The following is an 18,881-nucleotide window of genomic DNA, read 5'->3' as shown; positions in this document are numbered from 1 at the left end:
CCTAAATTTGGATATAGGCCTCTTTCTTCTTGTTTTGAATCAATTAATCGAGATAATACTCAAAATCATTCCGCTTGCTGAGCTTGTACTGTATTGTAAACCTGATTTACGGAAGATTGGGCTTGGGCGATTTCTTGAGCAGCTTGTTTAATGGCTTCTTGTGCCAAAGTTGGATCAGAGGAAGATTTTTCAATTGCTTGTGAAAGTAAGGTTTGTGTAAGGGTAACGTTTGCTTTTGCTTGATTTAATTGATTGATATCAATTTGTTGCTGAGGCATGTAGTTTCTCTCCTTATGTCATTATTGGAATTACTCCATTAGGATGACCGTTCTTTTCTATTTTATAAGGAGAAAAAAATATAACGTTGACAGGATGGACAGCTTGGAAAAGTTTTGAAACGGCAAAAAAAGTAATCGTTTTATTTACTTAGAATCCTGAAATTTTCATCTGCATAATTACTATTACGTTTCTTGAATATCATAATGTATGGAAACGCAAAAAATATATCGTAATTTTTGGTTGTTCCGTTAATTAAATTATACTTTACTTATTGGTTTTATCAGATTAAAATCGGAGAAAGAATTATTATAAGAGGATGAGCTGATTGGACAACCGAAAGCTCCTGGACGCGATAAGCGAACAGGAGCTTTTTGCGTTTATTTTGGAAAAAGGAGTTGGCAAGATGAATATTGATCATATTGAAGCTTTTATGTATGTTGTTCACCTTAATAGTTTTCATAAAGCCGCAGAGGCAATGTTTTTATCACAGCCAACGGTTTCGGCAAGAATTAAGACGCTTGAGAGTGAACTCGATTCAGTACTATTTGAGAGGCAAGGAAGAGGGATTATTTTAACCGAAAAAGGGAAAGCCTTCATTCCATTTGCGGATCAAATTATTCGTACCTTTCACCAGGGGAAAAAGCAGTTGAAAACAGGAAGCGAACTGGAGGAAATAACGATAGGGGCTAATATCATTACATCGCAATACTTTATTCCATTTGCTCTTCCTCTATGGAAAAAGGAAAACCCAAATTTACGCTTTAAATTTATTTCAGCAACAAATGAGGCATTAATGGAAAAATTGCTTCAGAAACAGGTTGATATAGCCTTTATGAAGGATGTTACACATAGTGGTCTGCAAAATTACAAAACCCTTGATAATTCGATTCGTTTAGTCGTGTATCCAGGACATCCATTTCAACTTCGAACTGGGCTAACAGTACAGGAATTAGCAATGGAGCCGTTGGTATTTTTTGAGTGTGGTGCGCTTGACTGGAACCACGTGCATAAAATTTTTGAAGTATCCAATGTAGAGCCGCGCATTGAATTTCAGGTTGATCACCTGGAAGTGGCGAAGTCGCTAATTCTTAGCAGAAGCTGTATTGGATTTTTACCGTACTTATGTATTAAAAAAGAGTTAGAACAGGGAAATTTGATTGAAGTGGATGTGTCACATTTAATCAAGATAAAGCAGCACATCTATCTGACGCATTTAAATCACGGGATGGAATCCCCTTTATTATGGAAAGACATTCTTTTATCGATTCGGAAATTTGAGAAAAACCATCAGCAATTACAGATACAATCGAATTGATAGATATTTTCTATCAATACAATATTTTTTTCTATTAGTAAAACCATTGCCATTAGCATGTTTTAGGTGATAGGATATGTCAAAATATAATTATTCGCATAAGAAAACTTTGAATTAAAGCGGAGGAGAGAATATGAGTTATAAGCTTGGCATTTTAGACCAGAGCCCGATATTTCCAGGAGCTTCAGCATTTGATGCACTACAGCAAACCATTAATCTGGCTAGGCATGCAGAAGAGTGGGGTTATACCCGTTTCTGGGTATCGGAACATCATCATGCTGAACAGTTGGCGGGGTCCTCCCCGGAAGTATTGGTTTCTTATTTATTAGCCCAGACAAAATCGATTCGGGTAGGGTCCGGAGGTGTTATGCTTCAGCATTATAGTCCATATAAGGTGGCGGAAAACTTTCACGTATTATCGAATCTTTCGCCAGGCAGGGTAGACCTTGGCATCGGAAAGGCACCAGGTGGCCTCCCCTTATCAACGAAGGCGCTACAGTTTGGAACTGTGAATGATGGAAAAGATTTCGAAGAGCGGTTATCTTTCCTGCGAGAAATAATCGAAAATTCAGTGAATGAAACTCACCCGCTTACAGGCATTCAAGCGACACCACTCCCTTCCAAAAAGCCAAAGATGTTTCTGCTTGGTGCAAGTGCTGACAGTGCCAGGCTAGCAGCCGATCTTGGTATAGCTTATGTATTTGCTCGATTTATCAATAGCAATGAGACTGTACTCGAAGATGCTTCACGCATTTACCAAAGTATCTATCCAACTGGGAGCTTTAAGGTATCGGTTTCAGTGATTGCTGCTCCTTCACAACAAGAAGCAGAACAGTTAACAGGTGACCAGAAGATTGTGAAAGTTTATCTCAAAAGCGGTCGTTCAGTCACGGTCCAAACACTAGCGCAAGCAGAGTTATTCGGGAAGCAGTCTGGGGAGCCTTACGAAATAGAAGAACAAGATTCCAATATTATTGCTGGAACTCCTTCTTATGTAAAAGAAGTCTTAGCAAATTTACATGAAAAGTACGGAGTAGATGAGTTTATCCTACATTCGCCGATTTTAAAGGAAGCAGAAAGGTTCAGATCTTTTCGATTGTTGAGTCCACTTCAATTAGTCTTATCTGAAGAGAAACACGTTACGAGCCAAAATTAAAAAGGCTTCAGCAATTAGGGAAGATGGCGGATGTCAGCAAAGCTGAAAACCGATTAATTAAAGGAGGAGTATTAATGTCTGAGCAGAGAAAGTTGAAATTTGGAGCGCTTATTCATGGAGTTGGAGGGAGTATATCTGGTTGGAGACATCCAGACATTCAAGTAGACGCCAGTGTTAGTCTTGAATTTTATAAGGAGCAGGCACAGAAGGCTGAAGAGGGAAAGTTCGATTTACTTTTCATTGCTGACGGATTGTTTATCAATGAGAAGTCAATACCGCATTTCTTAAATCGATTTGAACCACTTACCATTTTATCCGCACTCGCTGCTTTCACATCAAAAATAGGGCTTGTCGGAACAGTTTCCACCTCATACAGTGAGCCATTTACTGTAGCTCGGCAATTTGCTTCACTTGATCACATTAGTCAAGGCCGTGGCGGATGGAACCTTGTTACTACCCCTCTTGAGAGTACGGCCTTGAACTATAACAGAACGATTGAAGAACACCCTGATCATGCCAAACGCTATCGGATAGCATCAGAATATATACAAGTCACCAAAGGACTTTGGGATTCATGGGAGGATGACGCGTTTACTCGGGATAAAGAGTCCGGTGAGTTTTTTGATCCTTCTAAAATGCATCAATTAAAGCATAAAGGAGAATTTTTCTCCGTGCAAGGACCACTCAACATTGCCAGATCTAAACAGGGGAGACCTGTCGTTTTTCAAGCTGGTTCATCAGAAGCTGGCAAAAATTTTGCGGCTAAAGAAGCGGATGCAATCTTTACAGGTCAACCAACATTGGAAGATGCAAAGATTTTTTATCAAGATGTAAAAAATAGGGCTATTGCATTCGGGAGAAATCCTGATGAAATTGTTATTCTGCCAGGTATCGCGCCAATCATTGGTGCAACTGAGGAAGAGGCGGAGCACAAATATCAAGAACTCGCTAACCTAGTTTCTATAGATAAGGCGCTGGACTATTTGGGACGTTACTTCGATCATCATGATTTTTCCCAATATGAACTGGATGCCCCTTTCCCAAATCTCGGAGACATCGGAAAAAACAGTTTCCGAAGTACGACTGACCGAATTAAACAGGAAGCGAAGGAGAAACAGTTAACGCTCCGTCAAGTAGCACTTAAGGAGACAACACCCCGGACTTCCTTCATTGGAACTCCTGAGAAAGTAGCGCATCTGATTCAGCAATGGTTTGAAGAGAAAGGGGCGGACGGATTCATCTTTTCTTCAAGTGTTCCAAATGCTTTAAGTGACTTTGTAGACTATGTGATCCCTATCCTTCAAAAATGGGGAATATACCGTACTGAATATGAAGCAGAAACCTTAAGAGGCAACTTGGGGCTTCCATTCCCGGAAAATCGTTATGCGAAAGAAAGCATTAATCAATGATTGAAGAATCATTTAAAATATGAAGGAGGAATAAGAAATGGGAGAAGCGTTATCTGTCGTCGTTTGGTCAAAACAAGGATGTCACTATTGCGAAGAGGTTAAACAATACTTAAAAGAAAAGGAGATCGCTTATCAAACAGTGGATGTTACCAATCATGATGAACGGCGAGATATTTTAGAAATCAAATATGGTGTTCGGTATGTGCCCATTATTGAAATTGGGCGAGGTAGCGTATATGAGAGCGTTACAGAGGTTGGAATTCATCATCTTGAAAAAGTACTTAAACGTGTACAATAACAAAAAATCACGCGTTAAAATCTAAGTCTATAAGTATGACTGATTGAATTAAGGAAAGATTGCAGAAATAAATCCGACTATTCTTGTGTAAATTATATGTTATAGAAACGTACGACAGCTGATCGTCATCCTTGGCTTGTTTCCGTTTATGAAAGAAGAGGTTATGAGATTTTTGCTGAACGGGACCACGATGGAGAAAAAATTGTGTACCTTCGTAAAATTCTAGATGAAACGCTGTATCGCATTATTGAAAATAAAGAACCAGATGTTAGTAATTAAAATGTACGGGGGAATTGAGATGAAAAAAACATTACTAATTGTTATGGCACTGCTACTAACATTTTTAGGAGCTTGCTCTTCGAAAGAAACAACGAGTACAGCAAAATCTGGGGATTCAAAAGACAAAAAAGTTCAGAAAATCATTGTTGGAACAGGGACGCAATTCCCTGATATTTGCTTTTTGGATAATAATGGTAAGTTGACAGGGTATGATGTCGAGTTGGTTCGTCAAATCGACGAAAAGCTGCCTGAATATGAATTTGAATTTAAAACGATGGAATTTTCTAATCTATTATTAAGTTTAGAAACGAACAAAATAGATTTTGTTGCTCATCAAATGGAAGTGAATGATGAACGGGAAGAAAAATTTCTATTTAATAAAGAACCCTATAATGTCTTTCCGCTTCAAGTTACAGTACATCAGGACAATAATGATATCCATTCCATTAAAGATCTAAAAGGGAAAAAAGCAATAGTGAGTGCAACGAGCAATTCTGCTGTTTTTCTTGAAAAGTATAATAAAGAAAATAATGCCGGTATTAAAATTGTCTATTCTGGCCAAGGCGCAGATGATACGAAGAATCAAATCAAAACTGGTCGGGCGGATGCTACCATTACTACACCATTTGCAGTCGACTTCTTAAATAAACAAGCAGATGCACAGCAAAAGGTTGTCGGTGAGCCGCTTCTTAATTCAAAAGTATACTTTTTGCTAAGAAAAGACGAAACGCCTTTACAGAAGAGAATGGATGAAGCACTTGTGGAACTGAAAAAAGAAGGGGTAGTTAGCGAACTAAGTAAAAAGTGGCTGGGTGGCGACTATTCAGTGGGATTTTAATTAGATAGTATTAAGCGCGGAGGTGCTAAAGCATGGGGAAAGCATTTGATCCTTCATTAATCGTCGATTTCATTCCGACGTTAATATATTATCTTGGAGTAACATTGCAAATTCTGGCAGCATCCGTTTTATTAGGAATGGTCATCGGGATAGCGGCAGCCATCCTGAGATCATTTCGTATCCCTGTTTTGAAGCAATTAGTCATTTTGTATATTTCATTCATTCGGGGAACGCCTATTTTAATACAATTATTTCTAGTTTTTTATGGACTGCCTGCAATCCTTTTATTCATTAATATTGATATTTCAAGAATGGATGCTCTGTATTTTGTCATTATTACGTATGCATTAAGTAATGGGGCGCATTTCGCAGAAATATTCCGAGGAGCGATTAAGGCTGTCGATTATGGGCAAACGGAAGCAGCCTATTCTGTTGGCATGAATAATAGTCAAAGCTTTTTTCGAATTGTGCTTCCTCAGGCAATAAGGATTGCTTTTCCGAATATCGCAAACTCTATTATAGGATCCTTGAAGGATACCTCACTTGCCTTTACCATCGGCGTAATGGATATGATGGGTAGGGGAGAGACATTGATTGCCGCAACTGCACATGCACTCGAAGTCTATCTCTCATTAGCCGTTATCTATTATGCAGTCGTGCTATTGTTGGAGAAAATATTCAGACTTTATGAAAACCGCATTAATCGGCATCAATCTGTTGATGTGTCTGTTACTGGATAACAAAGGGAGGAGGGAAGGACTTGACGATTGATATATTATTCATTTGGACTGCTTTTAAGGAGATTATTAGGGCACTTCCGATCACACTTATCTTAACCATTCTTCCTCTTCTTGCAGGTTTTATTATCGGTCTCGCTGTTGCCTTGATTAGGATATATAAAGTGAAATTTCTAAGTAGAATTGCAAATGGCTATGTTTCCTTCTTTAGAGGAACACCGATTATCATGCACATCATGCTCATTTATTTCGGTTTTCCATTATTAATCGATCAAATTTCTAAAAAGTTTGATTTGGGTATTCAATCTAATTCCATTCCGATCATTTTATTTGTCTTAACTGCCTTATCGTTGAGTGCGGGTGCCTATTTATCGGAAATATTCAGATCGGGAATTATCAGTGTCTCCAATGGCCAAATGGAGGCAGCCTATTCCGTGGGGATGAATTCGTTTCAAGCCATGACGCGAATTGTTTTGCCACAGGCCATTGCTCAGTCCATCCCGAATTTCACGAATATTTTCATTGGATTCTTGCATACGTCATCCATTGCTTTCATTGTATCGCAAAAAGAAATGACAGGAGCAGCCAATATAGTTGCATCCTCCAATTTGAAATTTTTGGAGTCTTTTATCGCTGCTGGTTTAATTTATTGGGGCCTCACAATCATTGCAGAGGGGCTTTCGTTTTTAATTGAGAAAAAGGCCACTGCCTATAATCGAGGAGGAGTGCAATGATTTATTTAAAAGATATACAAAAATCATTTAACCAGCAGCCTGTTTTAAAAGGGATTAATTTGAAAATAGGAAAGGGAGAAGTAGTTACCATACTTGGACCGAGTGGATCAGGGAAAACGACCCTGCTTAGGTGCTTGAACTTTCTCGAGAAACCAGATGAGGGAATTGTTCAAGTCGGAGATATCCAGGTGAAGTCTAAGAAGGCGACCAAAAGGGAAGTCTTATCCCTTAGGAGACAATCGGCAATGGTTTTTCAGCATTATAATTTATTTGCTCATAAAACTGTTTTGGAGAATGTAATGGAAGGGTTGATTGTTACAAAAAAATATAAGAAAGCTGAAGCGAAACGGGAAAGCGAGCTGTTATTGGAAAAAGTAGGTTTGGGAGATAAGCATAACTATTTCCCTTCGCAATTGTCAGGAGGTCAACAGCAACGTGTTGGAATTGCTAGGGCACTTGCTTTAAATCCGGAGGTCATTCTATTTGACGAGCCAACGTCGGCACTCGACCCTGAGTTGGTTGGGGAGGTGCTTTCTGTCATAAAAGCAATTGCCCAGGAAGGCATCACGATGGTGATTGTAACCCATGAAATGAGTTTTGCTAAAGAGGTCTCGGATCGTGTTCTTTTCATGGATGGCGGGGTGATTGTTGAAGAAGGTTCACCATTGGAGATTTTCAATGCTCCAAAGGAAGAGCGAACACGACAATTTTTAAACCGGATATCAAGAGATTTTTCCGTATCGTTTTTAGAAGAAAGGGCCAATTAAAGGAAGGGGCAAAAGGAGGATGTATGATTAATACAATCGTAGTCGATGAATTGATTGAAGAAGATAAAGAGACGGTGCGCCGCTTATTGGTAGAAAGTTATCAACAATATGAACATGAATATTCGAACCCGGAAGCTTGGGAAGGATATTTAAAAAATATTGAATCCTCGGTGGATAATCCACATGTTGATAAGGTGATGGTAGCAAAGTGCAATCAGGATATCCTTGGCACATTACAGCTTTTTCAGTCATCTGAAAAAGCATATGAAAAGCCGGAACTTGGGATTTTTTCACCAATCATTCGGTTGTTGGCCGTTCATCCCGAATCAAGGGGACGCGGTATCGCTCAGGAATTATTAAAAGCTAGTGTAAATTATGCAAAATCGCAAGGTGCGTCCAGTTTGTATCTACATTCTACTGATAAGATGCATAAGGCCATTAAACTATATGAATGGTTTGGCTTTAAACGGGATCGAACGAAGGAATTTCAAAATCATGATATTTTAGTAAAATGCTATCGCTTAGATTTATAGAAGGAGGCGACTGTATGAGTCGAGAGCTGGAAAAGCGCTTAATATCGATACGGCGCCATTTACATCAATATCCTGAGTTATCAAATGAAGAATTTGAAACGACAAAATCCATACAAACGTTTAAAGCCGCTCATTTTTTATTTGAAAGTGCCATGGATATATTATCCAACCATGGTAAGTAGTGAATATTTGACTTAGGTGCCAGACACGATTTCGTGCCTAGTACCTTTGTTGTCGTAATTCCAAAGATATCGGTGCAACTTAATTTCATGCAAAGGCATGATAAATCCACGCTCACAAGCCATAATCATCAGAGAGTTTTTGGCACAAACTAACTATTCAGATGTTGAGTAGGCTTCGTGAATGCCTTGCGGTGTTATGCAAAATAAGAATCCAAAAAGTCGTTTTGTTAATGAAGAAATTACAAATCAATATAAAAATATGGATATATTTCTTTTTTTCTTAGATCCATAAACTAAAGACATAAATATATATATAGGAAGGGGCCAAAAGAAGAGAGACCAGTCCCTCAAATTCTGTTCTCCTATCCATATACATAAATGTCTCTTGTTTATAGAAGGGAAATATCAACAGCTACTAAACAAGTTAAGTTCAGCCTTTTCCTGCTTGGAATCCTGGATATTTGGTCATTCCGCCATCAGCATATAAGGTCAATCCCGTTACGTAGCTAGATTCTGCGGACGCCAGCCAAGCGGCACAAGCGGCAATTTGTTCCGGTTTTCCGATGTATCCCATCGGTATCAGGTCGATGACTTCCTGTTTAGCTTTTGGGTCATTGAATTTTTCGGCATTGATGGGTGTGTCGATTGCGCCAGGTGAAATATTATTAATGCGAATCCCTTTGGGAGCATATTCAAGTGCAAGAGTTTCAGTCATCATCTTCACTCCGCCCTTACTTGCTGCATAGTGGACAAAATGAGGCCAAGGTATCCGATCATGAACGGATGACATGTTAATGATATTGCCCTTGATACCATGATCGAGCATGTAACTGATTGCTTCCCTGCTTGCCAGGAACATCCCTGTTAGATTTACATCGATGACTTTCTGCCAATCATCCAGCGTCAATTTTTCGCTGGGCACTTCATTTTCAATACCAGCATTGTTGATCATGATGTCGATCGTACCAAAGGTGTCCGCAGCGAATGAAAGCAATTTCTTCACATCAGCTTCCTTTGAAACGTCGCCTTGAATGGCTGCTGCTTTCCCGCCTGCTGCTTCAATCGTTTTGATGATTTCCTCATGGTCGCCATTTTCAGTGTGATAATTTAATACGACATGTGCTTTTTCTTTACCGAACCTTTCGGCCATGGCTTTTCCTAACCCTTTTGCCGCCCCAGTAATGACTACCACTTTTTTCTCTACATCATTCATCGCTCCTTTGACTATTCTTTTGTGAAGCCGATCATGACTCCGCCAGCAATTACGAGTACACACCCGATGATGACGAAGGCCATTTGCTTTTTGGATTTTTTCTCTCCTAAAAGAAAGATGCCGCCTAAAGTAGAAATGACGATTCCCATTTGGGAAAATGAGAATGCGATAGCAACGCCCACTTTTGGATTGGCGAGCAGGAGACCGATATTACCGACCGCCCACATCAATCCGGTTAGAATATTCCGCCTAGCATACTTATTAAACGGTTTATGTTTAATGGAAAGGAGCAGGGCAGCCAGGAACATGCCGATTGCTTGCGGCAGGATCGCCGACCATCCGTCAACTTCATTCCATCTGACAACAATGACATATGTAACATAACCCACCGTTGAAATGGCAAGGTAAAAAACCCCTTTTTTCATGCTACCTGCTTTTTTGTTATCACCATCGCCGTAGCTCGTCAGCAAGACACCTGTAATCAAACAGATTATTGCAACAATGCCGATGATGATTGTAATCCTGTCATTCCATTCGCTGAAAATGATAACCGCAAAAAATGTATTTCCTAGAATTTGCAATCCTGTTGAGATGGGGACGGTCTTCGATACCCCGATTTCCTTGACGCTATTGAATTGAAATAACTGCCCGAATGCCCAGCCTATCCCGGAAATGATGCCGACAATCCACACTAGACTGCTCCATTCCGGCGGATTGATGAAAGACATCATGATGGCGAACAGTAATGAACCGATTGTGATGCCAAGTGTTTGATTATAAGAGTTGCCTCCGAGTTTTTCGGAAACAAGCACTAAGCTGCCCCATGTCAATGCAGGGAGTAGCGCAAAGAGAAAACCTTCCACAAAAATTTCATCTCCTAAACTAAAAAACAATGTTTTAATGAATATTAAATAGATAGTTACCAAGCTATTGAATGTATTTAGAGTTTTCCCTTTACACGGGAAAGAAAAACATGGTTTTAATTTACCAATTTGTCATTTTATTTTTCAGGGTGGAAACAATGAAATAATAAGTGGTTTATGGTACTTTTAATTTAAAAAATAGTTAGGAGAAATAGTATGACGACACTGAATGAATGGTTTGAAAAGGGGATTCCTGCAAAAGAATTTGTAGCTTCGATGAAAGTTCATAAAGAAAACTTACAATCGATTCAGGAGGGTTTTTCCATTTCTGCAGAGGACCAAGGGTTCTTTGATGAGTTAAAGACGAAGGAACTTCGAGCCATTGTCATTACTGAAGACTGGTGCGGAGACGCGATGATGAATATTCCTATATTGCTGAATATATCTGAAGCGGCAAATATTGAAACTCGCATGGTTTTACGGGATCAAAATCTTGAACTGATGGATCAATACTTAACGAATGGAACAGCGCGTTCGATTCCCATTTTTATATTCATTGATAAGAATGGTGAAGAAAAAGCTGTTTGGGGACCTCGTGCACCAAAGGTACAAGAGTACGTAATGGAGTTAAGGTCTGACCTGCCGGCCAAGGATGATGAACGTTTCGAGGCAGAGCAAAAAGCAGTTATTAAAAAGATAACTGCGGCTTTTGCTGAAGAAAAGCACCTGTGGGACGAAGTATACAGCAGCATCAAGGAAGCATTGGGGAGCTGCTGACAGCGGGTATGGCACTTTTTGACCTGTCCAAAAAAGGGTGGTAAGCCCATTTTAGAGTTTCTTCCATAATGAATGGCTGTTTCAAAACGGAGACTGCAACCTGATTGGTTGAATATATAGATACGATTCCTAACAGCTTTTTCTATAGTATTCACCTTTCTTGAGTCAGATGTTTTTGGAACAGCCTTTTCATTTTTTATGATTCTGGAATAATTGTAACGCCGATTGTTCGAATAGGAGAGTCTTGTTTAGCACTTTGATTCGTAGCTTTGTAGTATTTTAACATTAAATCGTTCAATTCATTTTGGAAGTTAATAAAGCTTTCATCATCAAGCTTTAGTTCTAAAAGGGAAAAGGTTGAACCATCCTCCGCGCAGTCTCTTTCTTCTAATTTATTAAGATAGTTTTGATATTGAGTCATAAGGGATAATTGATAATAAGAAAAATAATTCACCTTTTTCTCATTAGAAGATTTTTTCCATTCTTCCCCGCTAAGTCGCGCTTCTTCTTCATTTAAAACATAGTATTTTTCGGAAACGGATCTCACTTTTTTCTCTTTTACAATGCGAATGACCCCTGAATCCAACAGAACCTGTATATGTCTATATAATGTTGCTTGGGGTACATCTTTAATGATTTTTAACATTTCCAATGGTGTTAAGCCATTTTCCCTGTTTCTCATTAAAGCTTGGGTAATCTTTATTCTTACAGGATGCATTAAAATTTCAGCTTTATTAATCATCTTATTCTCCTCACATTGGACTGGATAATTTTCAATAAATTTTAATGTTGACCGTGAATAATAAGTTTAATTCATCATATATTGTAATGTTTGAATCATTTTCATTTAAATAAAAATGACACGGTTTGAAAAATAATATTACAGAAATACTTTTTCGAAGTAAATAATAAGCCTTTTCAAATAAGTGTAAAAAAATAATGTCTTCATGAAATAAAATTTAATAAATAACACTATATTTTTATTATTATTCATTGTGATAATATTATCATTATAAATAACAATAAAAACTAAAACAATATTTTATTAAAGAAAAAAATAGGTGCAAAATTCCATTTTTCATGTTATCATTATCGATAATGATAATAATATTTCGTTTTCAAAGGAGTGGTATATATGGAATTGCATTATGGATGGAACGAATTGAAAGATATTGATTTCATGTCTATTCTGCCGATTATTTTACCGGTAATTGCTATTGGAATGATTTTAGTGCTTATAGCATTAATTGATTTATACAGAAATCGAAAGACGAGGAAAAATGTTTTATTGTGGACACTCATCATTATTTTTGCAAATACTATCGGTCCAATTCTGTATTTCGTTATTGGTAGAAAGGACAGTGAAAGAATATGAAATTAGAGATTAAAAATGTTACAAAAAAATTTAAAGAAAAAACAGCGGTCAGTAATTTTTCAATGGAACTGCAATCAGGGGAATGTGTTGGATTGATAGGGCCAAATGGGGCTGGTAAATCGACACTAATAAAAGTGATTTCAGATATTATAGATCCAAGTATGGGAGAAGTATTGCTTGATGGTAAGAAAATTTCAAAAATGAAAAAGGAGATAGGCTATTTACCACAATACCCAAACTTCTTTCAATGGATGACTGCCAAAGAAACCCTCACTTTCATGGGCCAGCTCTCAGGTATCAAGAGAGAAGAATTATTAAGCGGCATTCCAGAGATATTGTCGAAAGTGGGGTTGAGCGGGGAAGAGAATTCCAAGGTGCGGACTTTTTCAGGCGGAATGAAACAAAGGCTTGGAATTGCACAGGCGCTGTTACATAAACCAGCATTGATTGTCATGGATGAACCGGTTTCTGCATTGGATCCAATCGGCCGGAGAGAAGTGCTAAACATCATAAAAGAAATAAAGAAAGATACGACAATTTTATTATCGACGCATATATTAAGCGATGCAGAAGAAATATGTGAGAGGTTTGTCATAATAAAAAGTGGTAAAAAAATTGAGGACACAACGATGTCGGAATTATTAAACAGGAATAGCAGAAATAAGATCAATGTCGATATAACCTCTAAAAGTCAAAAATGGATTGAAAACGTTAAAAGCTTGAACTTTGTCAAAGGTGTAGAGGTAATGGGAAATAAATTGAAAATAGAAGTGGATAATATTGAGTCAAATAAGAATATGTTACTGGCGAATGCTTTGGAGCATAATGTTGATCTTGTAAGGTTCGAAATAGATAACGATACATTGGAAGAGATATTCTTAAAATTGGTGGTGGAAAAATGAATAATTTTGCCGTTTTAGCTAAAAAGGAATTTGTTCAGATGTTACGTGAGTATAAAGTGATTTGGCTGCCGCTTGTATTTATATTTTTAGGAATAACTCAACCAGTCGTAAGCTATTATTTACCTTCAATATTAGAGGCACTGGGCGGGGGCCAAGGAATCACCATTGATCCAAGCATGGCTGCCCAAAAAGGCGGCGAAGTACTTGCTAGTACCTTAGGGTCTCAATTCGATCAGCTAGGGGTCATGATCATCATCGTTTCCATGATGGGAGTCGTACAATCCGATAAAGCAAATGGAATGCTGGCTTTCATTCTAACAAGGCCAGTGACGGTTGGATCTTATATAAGCGGGAAAATCATTTCCAATTATCTGTTTGTTGCCTGCAGTGTAGCATTAGGATATTTGGTTTCATATCTGTATGTAGTTTTTTTGTTTACGAGTGTTGATTTTGGGGATTTAGTAGTGGCTTTGCTGTTCTATCTGCTGTGGATCCTATTTATCGTTTCATTCACGACGATGATCAGTACCATTTTTAATAGTCAGGGTATTATTGCATTAATTTCGATAGTATTTCTCCTCGGCTGTAGAATCATAGTTGGGTTAAGTCCGGTTATAGACAATGTGAATCCGGCAAGCATGAGTAAACATGCCATGGAAGTACTGATTTTAGGCACAGTCAATTCACAGGCGATTTGGGGTGCAATAGCGGCACTTGCGTTAACGGCAGTAACGATATTGGTAACGAATATATGGATTTCAAAAAAGAAATTCAATAACGAGTAAGTTGGGGATGGAAATGTGTTAATCATGAAGTGATGGGAGGATGATAACTTTGTTAAGCATCACAGATTTAGAGAAAAGCTACTCGGCCAAGAAGATTTTGAATGGTGTAAATCTAGAAATCAAAAAAGGGGAAATCTTAGGTTTTATAGGGGCAAATGGTGCAGGAAAAACCACGACGCTGAATATTATTACGGGCATTTTAGATTCTGAAAATGGAAAGGTTGAAATAAATGGCCTGACCAAAGAAGACGGCATAGAATATAAAAAACAATTTTTCTTCATCCCTGATACTATCAATGTTTTTAACAATGTTTCGGGATTTGATTGGATTCGTTTCTTGATGAACCTATATGGAAATGATGACAAAGAACGTTTGGGGAAATATATCAATCGGTTTGGGATGCAGGAGTCCATTAAAAAGCCAATGGGAAGTTATTCTTATGGAATGATGCATAAGGTATCCCTGATAGCGGCTTTTACCATTAATCCCCCGATTATCATTATGGATGAACCGTTAAATGGATTAGATCCAAACGCCGTTTTAGTTTTTAAGGGGTTAATCAAACAATATGTTGAAACGGGCGGTACAGTGTTTTTCTCGACGCATCTGCTGGATGTGGCAGAGAAAATTTGTAATACAGTGGCTATTTTAAAAGAGGGGAAAATCATCCTGCATGATGAAATACAAAATATAATAGGTGAAAGTTCATTAGAATCTACCTTTATGGAGGCTCAGGTATATGAAGGGAAAACTTCAGTTAACTAGATTTTTCATTTCTTCCTTCTATAAAATGCCCAAGCAGACAATGTTGCAGGCTGTACTGATAATAGCCGTTTTTTATATGTTTATGCAGCTGACTGTCGTAAACGCCTTTGTTTATTTTCTTGGAGATACCGATGTCTTCCTGTTTTATAATGTAACGATTTCTAGCATTCTCGTCTTTGCATTGGTTTGCTATTTGTCCACATCACAAATATTTGCTTATTATGAATTTAAAGTGTTGGCACCTCTGCCACTCACCTATAAAGAAATATCAAGGGCTAAGTTGTTAAGTAGCTTATGGGTTCCTATCATTTTATCAATGGTAATCCAGGTGCCAACAATAGTCTTCTTGATAGTCGATCTAAAGTTTATGGAAGCGTTTAAATTGTTCATATTTTTACCGATTGTCAATGGTTTAACGGCTTTGCTCCTGCTTTTTATCTTATCGTGCATTAATAGATATTATTATAGATTCAAAAATAAAGTAGCATACTTAATGGTGAACATTGCTGTCATCCTCATGCTTGCGATTATTTCCATTGTATATTTTGCTGGAAAATCATCGATTGCCATATTAAAGGTCATCTCGGAAATAGATTTGAATTCTATTGAAGGGCTTAAAAACTCGTTGGAATTCATAATGAGACATATGTTTGAAACCGCAAATATGATTCCAGTGATTAAGTGGATACTGGATGCTTTTGTATCAAATGAAATAACAGTTCAATTTATTATTATTTATATTTCGATACTAGTAATTGGTTTCCTATTGTATTCATTTATTATAGAAAACATTTCCGTTAATTATTTCAAAAACGGGTTATTGGGAAATAACAAAGCGAATTTGAAAAACTCAAAGGTTAATATATCAAAAAATCAATGGAGTAACTATTTACAAAGAGAGATATGGGTCATTAAGTCTGAAACATATTTTAAGATGCAAATCGCTTTAGGTCTTTTATTGCCGCCGGTCTTTTCACTTGTCATGTTATTGCTGATTCAGAATGAAGTGTTCCCGAATTATTTGAATATAACGAAAGAGGGAGTCTTTGATAAATATTTTTCATATTCGATCCTTTTCTTGTGCTGTATTAATAATATAAGCGGAACCCCATATTCAAGAGAAGGGGAATATCATTATTTACTGAAAAGTGCCCCTTTTGATGAAAAATATGTTTATTTTTCTAAAGTGATATTTTCATCAATAATAGGAATTATAGCCGTATTGATCAGCTTTATGATATTTGCACTTTTTGGCTATTGGGAAATGGAAAATGCAGTCATGTTATTAATTACTTCTTGTTTAGTGGTTTGCTATAATCTTCTAACACCATTATATGATATGAAAAATCCAAGTATAGAATGGGAGAACCCATCTGCTGCCATTAAATCAAACCCCAATGTATTAATAAGCCTGCTTTATGGATTGCCATTATTAATCATGGTTACAGCCATTCATTTTGGCTTGGTTTGGTTCAGTGTCCAACCCCTGATGGGAGCTCTCATAATATTAATGATCGTAATAGCGATCAATTCCGTTTTGATTAATAGGTTGAAATATAATTTATGAAAGTCATTATATTAGAAAAGTATATAAAGGAAGTACAGAAAATCGGCACTAAATAAATTTAAAAAAGGAGTGTCTTATTATGGGGAAGCACCATGATAGAGATTTTAAAATTTATGCTGCTCGATTAGTATTGGAAGAAGGCAGAAAACCTAGGGAATTGGCCGAAGAACTTAATATCTCGACACCTACATTAAGAAATTGGGTCAATATCTATAAAGAAACAAATGAAGAGGGACAGGCGGACTTTAGTATTGGTTTATCAGGTCTCAGTCTGAAAGAGGAAAAAGATAAAATAATTAAAGATTTACAGGAAGAGAATGAGATATTAAAAAAGGCAATGCACATTTTTACGAAACAACCAAAATGATCGAACAGTATTAAAGCCATATTTTATTTTTCACAAATTATAGTGAAAAATAAAATATGGCTTTTTTAATTAGAAAATTTATCATTTCATGCACATTTTTTAAAGTGTTTCATACTAAAATCCCTATGAAAATACTACTAAGAAGGAAAAATAATGAAAATTGGTAAAGTTATTATGTAATGTAGATAATTTACAAATTTTTAATGGACTCGGCAAAATTGTTGTGATAAAGTGTTATCGATAATGATAATAGGTAATAATTAACCTAGAAAATGAAATAATTGTTTAAAAAAAGAAATTTTTGAGGAAAAAAATGGAGAAAAGATGCGGGTTTTTTTAAAAAAAGAGGGGAGGGAAATTATAATTGATTGAATATTTTATGAATAAGGAAAAAACTTATAAATCTTACATCAAGTTTTATGAAGCGGATTCAGTCAATTTGGACTATATTGATGATGTTTTCAACGAAAAGGAATGGAATTATCTTAATTTGCAAAATGGCAAAAGAACCATCGAAGCAAAGAAAAGTTTGTACTTTGGAAAAAAAGCAATTATGGAGTTTTTAGATATAGGTTTGGATGAAATAAAGAATGTATCACTGTTGAAAGGAGTCTTTGGACAGCCGATTATTGTTAATAACCTGTTCTTATTAATGAACATGAACATTGGTATATCCATCACTCATACGGATAAAACATTCGGAATATTGATTTTTGATCAACTGCATCCAATGGGAATCGATATTGAAACTAAAACGAAAACTGATTCTGCGTTTTTAGAGACCTATTTAACGGAATACGAGAAAAAAATGATTAAGGATAGTGAAGGTCTTTTAAGTAAAGAAATTTTCTTTAGTGCAAAAGAAAGTCTATCAAAAATACTAAAAACAGGATTGACCTCTCCACTTGAAATCTATGAGATTTCCAAAGTTGAAATGGATCATGAAAACATCTCACTTTTCTATAGGAATTTTCCCCAGTACAAATCAACGGTTGTACTCGTGAATGATGAAATAAGAAGCGTTACCTTTCCAATAAGTTCTACGAAAGTAATTGAGGGGGAATACCAATGGAATTAAAAATGGAAGCAAATGCTGAATTTAAAAACAATAATAAATTAGTACAATATCTTTTTAAAAAAGAGGATAGAGTTCATAAGTTAATATTTTCGTTATTGATACTCAGTTTAATCGCAGGTATCGAAACGACGCTTTTGTTATATTCTGCGGATCAAAAAGGGATGAATGTATTAAATGGCATGTCCATTTCAGAGATCGGAGCCATGAATTTTGCCATTAGCACAATTGTAATGGGGGCTCTAGGATTATTGGTCACTTTCATCATTCAAATATTAATTGTGTGCCTAATATTTTTAGTTTTAAAAGAAAGACCGGTAAATATTAAAGGAATTTGCCGAGCTGCCATAAATGCTGGGATATGCATCGTAATTGGATCTGGAGTTAATGCAATAATCGCATTATTGGTTAAAAGCAAGGAAACCACATTTACTAGCTTATCCTTACTCGTGCATGATAAAAATTCCATCCTTCACACCCTCATGGCCGAGTTTGAATTGTTTTACATTGTCAGTTTAATCCTATTCAGTTTTAGTTTGGAAAAGTTGGCGCTCGTCAAGAGAAGAAATGCAATAATCATAACGATTGTAATAGCTTTAATTTCTTTAGTTTTTCATATGTTGACAGTTGCATCAGGCACATATTTAAAATAATGGGGGAAAAT

General features: G+C 36.8%; 22 protein-coding genes and 1 pseudogene. 19 read left to right on the top strand and 4 right to left on the bottom strand.

The genetic code is table 11. The features are described 5' to 3' along the window. Positions 1–65 precede the first annotated feature (65 nt). Positions 66–278, bottom strand: coding sequence for a hypothetical protein (locus J7J00_RS04000; RefSeq protein ID WP_057278656.1), 213 nt, complete (start codon positions 276–278; stop codon positions 66–68). A gap of 404 nt (positions 279–682) precedes the next feature. Here J7J00_RS04000 and J7J00_RS03995 point away from each other — a divergent pair, with 404 nt between their 5' ends. From J7J00_RS03995 to J7J00_RS27860, 10 genes and pseudogenes are all read left to right on the top strand, one after another. Next, positions 683–1,594 carry a LysR family transcriptional regulator gene (locus J7J00_RS03995; protein ID WP_214787646.1) on the top strand — a complete coding sequence of 304 codons (912 nt, stop codon included), beginning with the start codon at positions 683–685 and terminating at the stop codon, positions 1,592–1,594. A gap of 133 nt (positions 1,595–1,727) precedes the next feature. Then, positions 1,728–2,750: an LLM class flavin-dependent oxidoreductase gene (locus J7J00_RS03990; RefSeq protein ID WP_214787643.1), complete on the top strand. Its 1,023-nt coding sequence runs from the start codon at positions 1,728–1,730 to the stop codon at positions 2,748–2,750. Between the two features lie 74 nt (positions 2,751–2,824). After that, on the top strand, positions 2,825–4,159 hold the full coding sequence (locus tag J7J00_RS03985) for an LLM class flavin-dependent oxidoreductase (RefSeq protein ID WP_214787640.1): 1,335 nt from the start codon (positions 2,825–2,827) through the stop codon (positions 4,157–4,159). A 37-nt stretch (positions 4,160–4,196) separates the two neighbouring features. Continuing rightward, positions 4,197–4,457, top strand: coding sequence for a glutaredoxin family protein (locus J7J00_RS03980; protein WP_214787637.1), 261 nt, complete (start codon positions 4,197–4,199; stop codon positions 4,455–4,457). Positions 4,458–4,755: 298 nt separating this feature from the next. After that, positions 4,756–5,574 (top strand): transporter substrate-binding domain-containing protein, encoded by an 819-nt coding sequence (locus J7J00_RS03975; RefSeq protein WP_214787634.1) that lies wholly within the window; start codon positions 4,756–4,758, stop codon positions 5,572–5,574. A gap of 32 nt (positions 5,575–5,606) precedes the next feature. Then, entirely contained in the window at positions 5,607–6,314 is a 708-nt protein-coding gene (locus J7J00_RS03970) for an amino acid ABC transporter permease (RefSeq protein WP_214787630.1), read from the top strand. 20 nt (positions 6,315–6,334) lie between these two features. Then, entirely contained in the window at positions 6,335–7,045 is a 711-nt protein-coding gene (locus J7J00_RS03965; RefSeq protein WP_214787628.1) for an amino acid ABC transporter permease, read from the top strand. Then, positions 7,042–7,812: an amino acid ABC transporter ATP-binding protein gene (locus J7J00_RS03960; protein WP_214787626.1), complete on the top strand. Its 771-nt coding sequence runs from the start codon at positions 7,042–7,044 to the stop codon at positions 7,810–7,812. The genes J7J00_RS03965 and J7J00_RS03960 overlap by 4 nt, the downstream gene beginning before the upstream one ends. 23 nt (positions 7,813–7,835) lie before the next feature. Then, the gene (locus tag J7J00_RS03955; RefSeq protein WP_214787624.1) at positions 7,836–8,345 is read left to right on the top strand and encodes a GNAT family N-acetyltransferase; all 510 of its coding nucleotides are present in this window, start codon (positions 7,836–7,838) and stop codon (positions 8,343–8,345) included. After that, positions 8,324–8,461 (top strand): annotated as a pseudogene (locus J7J00_RS27860) (hypothetical protein); the annotation flags it as partial. The gene J7J00_RS03955 and the pseudogene J7J00_RS27860, both read left to right, overlap by 22 nt. Before the next feature lie 496 nt (positions 8,462–8,957). On the opposite strand, the gene J7J00_RS03945 reads toward J7J00_RS27860, so the two are convergent. Both J7J00_RS03945 and J7J00_RS03940 read right to left on the bottom strand, forming a co-directional pair. Continuing rightward, positions 8,958–9,740 carry a glucose-1-dehydrogenase gene (locus J7J00_RS03945; RefSeq protein ID WP_214787622.1) on the bottom strand — a complete coding sequence of 261 codons (783 nt, stop codon included), beginning with the start codon at positions 9,738–9,740 and terminating at the stop codon, positions 8,958–8,960. An 11-nt stretch (positions 9,741–9,751) separates the two neighbouring features. Next, positions 9,752–10,603, bottom strand: a complete 852-nt coding sequence (locus J7J00_RS03940) for a GRP family sugar transporter (RefSeq protein ID WP_214787619.1) — start codon at positions 10,601–10,603, stop codon at positions 9,752–9,754. A gap of 216 nt (positions 10,604–10,819) precedes the next feature. Between J7J00_RS03940 and J7J00_RS03935 the strand changes: the two genes are divergently transcribed. Continuing rightward, the gene (locus tag J7J00_RS03935; RefSeq protein WP_214787617.1) at positions 10,820–11,380 is read left to right on the top strand and encodes a thioredoxin family protein; all 561 of its coding nucleotides are present in this window, start codon (positions 10,820–10,822) and stop codon (positions 11,378–11,380) included. Positions 11,381–11,576: 196 nt separating this feature from the next. On the opposite strand, the gene J7J00_RS03930 is transcribed toward J7J00_RS03935, so the two are convergent. Then, positions 11,577–12,122, bottom strand: a complete 546-nt coding sequence (locus J7J00_RS03930; RefSeq protein WP_098370550.1) for a helix-turn-helix domain-containing protein — start codon at positions 12,120–12,122, stop codon at positions 11,577–11,579. 393 nt (positions 12,123–12,515) lie between these two features. Between J7J00_RS03930 and J7J00_RS03925 the strand changes: the two genes are divergently transcribed. The 8 genes from J7J00_RS03925 to J7J00_RS03890 all read left to right on the top strand — a co-directional run bounded on the left by J7J00_RS03925 (position 12,516) and on the right by J7J00_RS03890 (position 18,870). After that, positions 12,516–12,755 (top strand): PLD nuclease N-terminal domain-containing protein, encoded by a 240-nt coding sequence (locus tag J7J00_RS03925; RefSeq protein ID WP_034305547.1) that lies wholly within the window; start codon positions 12,516–12,518, stop codon positions 12,753–12,755. Further along, positions 12,752–13,657 (top strand): ABC transporter ATP-binding protein, encoded by a 906-nt coding sequence (locus J7J00_RS03920; RefSeq protein WP_214787616.1) that lies wholly within the window; start codon positions 12,752–12,754, stop codon positions 13,655–13,657. The genes J7J00_RS03925 and J7J00_RS03920 overlap by 4 nt, the downstream gene beginning before the upstream one ends. After that, on the top strand, positions 13,654–14,442 hold the full coding sequence (locus tag J7J00_RS03915; protein WP_098370552.1) for an ABC transporter permease: 789 nt from the start codon (positions 13,654–13,656) through the stop codon (positions 14,440–14,442). The genes J7J00_RS03920 and J7J00_RS03915 overlap by 4 nt, the downstream gene beginning before the upstream one ends. Before the next feature lie 49 nt (positions 14,443–14,491). Further along, positions 14,492–15,208 (top strand): ABC transporter ATP-binding protein, encoded by a 717-nt coding sequence (locus J7J00_RS03910; protein ID WP_179891015.1) that lies wholly within the window; start codon positions 14,492–14,494, stop codon positions 15,206–15,208. Next, positions 15,183–16,775, top strand: coding sequence for a hypothetical protein (locus tag J7J00_RS03905; protein ID WP_214787614.1), 1,593 nt, complete (start codon positions 15,183–15,185; stop codon positions 16,773–16,775). Before J7J00_RS03910 ends, J7J00_RS03905 begins: the two co-directional genes overlap by 26 nt. A 79-nt stretch (positions 16,776–16,854) precedes the next feature. Then, positions 16,855–17,142, top strand: a complete 288-nt coding sequence (locus tag J7J00_RS03900; protein ID WP_214787612.1) for a transposase — start codon at positions 16,855–16,857, stop codon at positions 17,140–17,142. A 379-nt stretch (positions 17,143–17,521) separates the two neighbouring features. Further along, positions 17,522–18,220, top strand: coding sequence for a 4'-phosphopantetheinyl transferase family protein (locus J7J00_RS03895; RefSeq protein ID WP_214787610.1), 699 nt, complete (start codon positions 17,522–17,524; stop codon positions 18,218–18,220). Continuing rightward, positions 18,211–18,870, top strand: a complete 660-nt coding sequence (locus J7J00_RS03890; protein ID WP_214787608.1) for a hypothetical protein — start codon at positions 18,211–18,213, stop codon at positions 18,868–18,870. The genes J7J00_RS03895 and J7J00_RS03890 overlap by 10 nt, the downstream gene beginning before the upstream one ends. The last annotated feature ends 11 nt before the right edge of the window (positions 18,871–18,881 follow it).

The sequence above is a fragment of the Bacillus sp. ISL-4 genome (genome assembly GCF_018613275.1).
GTDB lineage: Bacteria > Bacillota > Bacilli > Bacillales > DSM-1321 > Peribacillus > Peribacillus simplex_E.
This window is presented reverse-complemented; position numbering and strand designations above follow the sequence as displayed.

Coding starts and splice junctions, on each gene's coding strand:
- J7J00_RS04000 (WP_057278656.1), bottom strand. CDS start 278: ATGCCTCAGCAACAAATTGATATCAATCAATTAAATCAAGCAAAAGCA.
- J7J00_RS03995 (WP_214787646.1), top strand. CDS start 683: ATGAATATTGATCATATTGAAGCTTTTATGTATGTTGTTCACCTTAAT.
- J7J00_RS03990 (WP_214787643.1), top strand. CDS start 1,728: ATGAGTTATAAGCTTGGCATTTTAGACCAGAGCCCGATATTTCCAGGA.
- J7J00_RS03985 (WP_214787640.1), top strand. CDS start 2,825: ATGTCTGAGCAGAGAAAGTTGAAATTTGGAGCGCTTATTCATGGAGTT.
- J7J00_RS03980 (WP_214787637.1), top strand. CDS start 4,197: ATGGGAGAAGCGTTATCTGTCGTCGTTTGGTCAAAACAAGGATGTCAC.
- J7J00_RS03975 (WP_214787634.1), top strand. CDS start 4,756: ATGAAAAAAACATTACTAATTGTTATGGCACTGCTACTAACATTTTTA.
- J7J00_RS03970 (WP_214787630.1), top strand. CDS start 5,607: ATGGGGAAAGCATTTGATCCTTCATTAATCGTCGATTTCATTCCGACG.
- J7J00_RS03960 (WP_214787626.1), top strand. CDS start 7,042: ATGATTTATTTAAAAGATATACAAAAATCATTTAACCAGCAGCCTGTT.
- J7J00_RS03955 (WP_214787624.1), top strand. CDS start 7,836: ATGATTAATACAATCGTAGTCGATGAATTGATTGAAGAAGATAAAGAG.
- J7J00_RS03945 (WP_214787622.1), bottom strand. CDS start 9,740: ATGAATGATGTAGAGAAAAAAGTGGTAGTCATTACTGGGGCGGCAAAA.
- J7J00_RS03935 (WP_214787617.1), top strand. CDS start 10,820: ATGACGACACTGAATGAATGGTTTGAAAAGGGGATTCCTGCAAAAGAA.
- J7J00_RS03930 (WP_098370550.1), bottom strand. CDS start 12,122: ATGATTAATAAAGCTGAAATTTTAATGCATCCTGTAAGAATAAAGATT.
- J7J00_RS03925 (WP_034305547.1), top strand. CDS start 12,516: ATGGAATTGCATTATGGATGGAACGAATTGAAAGATATTGATTTCATG.
- J7J00_RS03920 (WP_214787616.1), top strand. CDS start 12,752: ATGAAATTAGAGATTAAAAATGTTACAAAAAAATTTAAAGAAAAAACA.
- J7J00_RS03915 (WP_098370552.1), top strand. CDS start 13,654: ATGAATAATTTTGCCGTTTTAGCTAAAAAGGAATTTGTTCAGATGTTA.
- J7J00_RS03905 (WP_214787614.1), top strand. CDS start 15,183: ATGAAGGGAAAACTTCAGTTAACTAGATTTTTCATTTCTTCCTTCTAT.
- J7J00_RS03900 (WP_214787612.1), top strand. CDS start 16,855: ATGGGGAAGCACCATGATAGAGATTTTAAAATTTATGCTGCTCGATTA.
- J7J00_RS03895 (WP_214787610.1), top strand. CDS start 17,522: ATGAATAAGGAAAAAACTTATAAATCTTACATCAAGTTTTATGAAGCG.
- J7J00_RS03890 (WP_214787608.1), top strand. CDS start 18,211: ATGGAATTAAAAATGGAAGCAAATGCTGAATTTAAAAACAATAATAAA.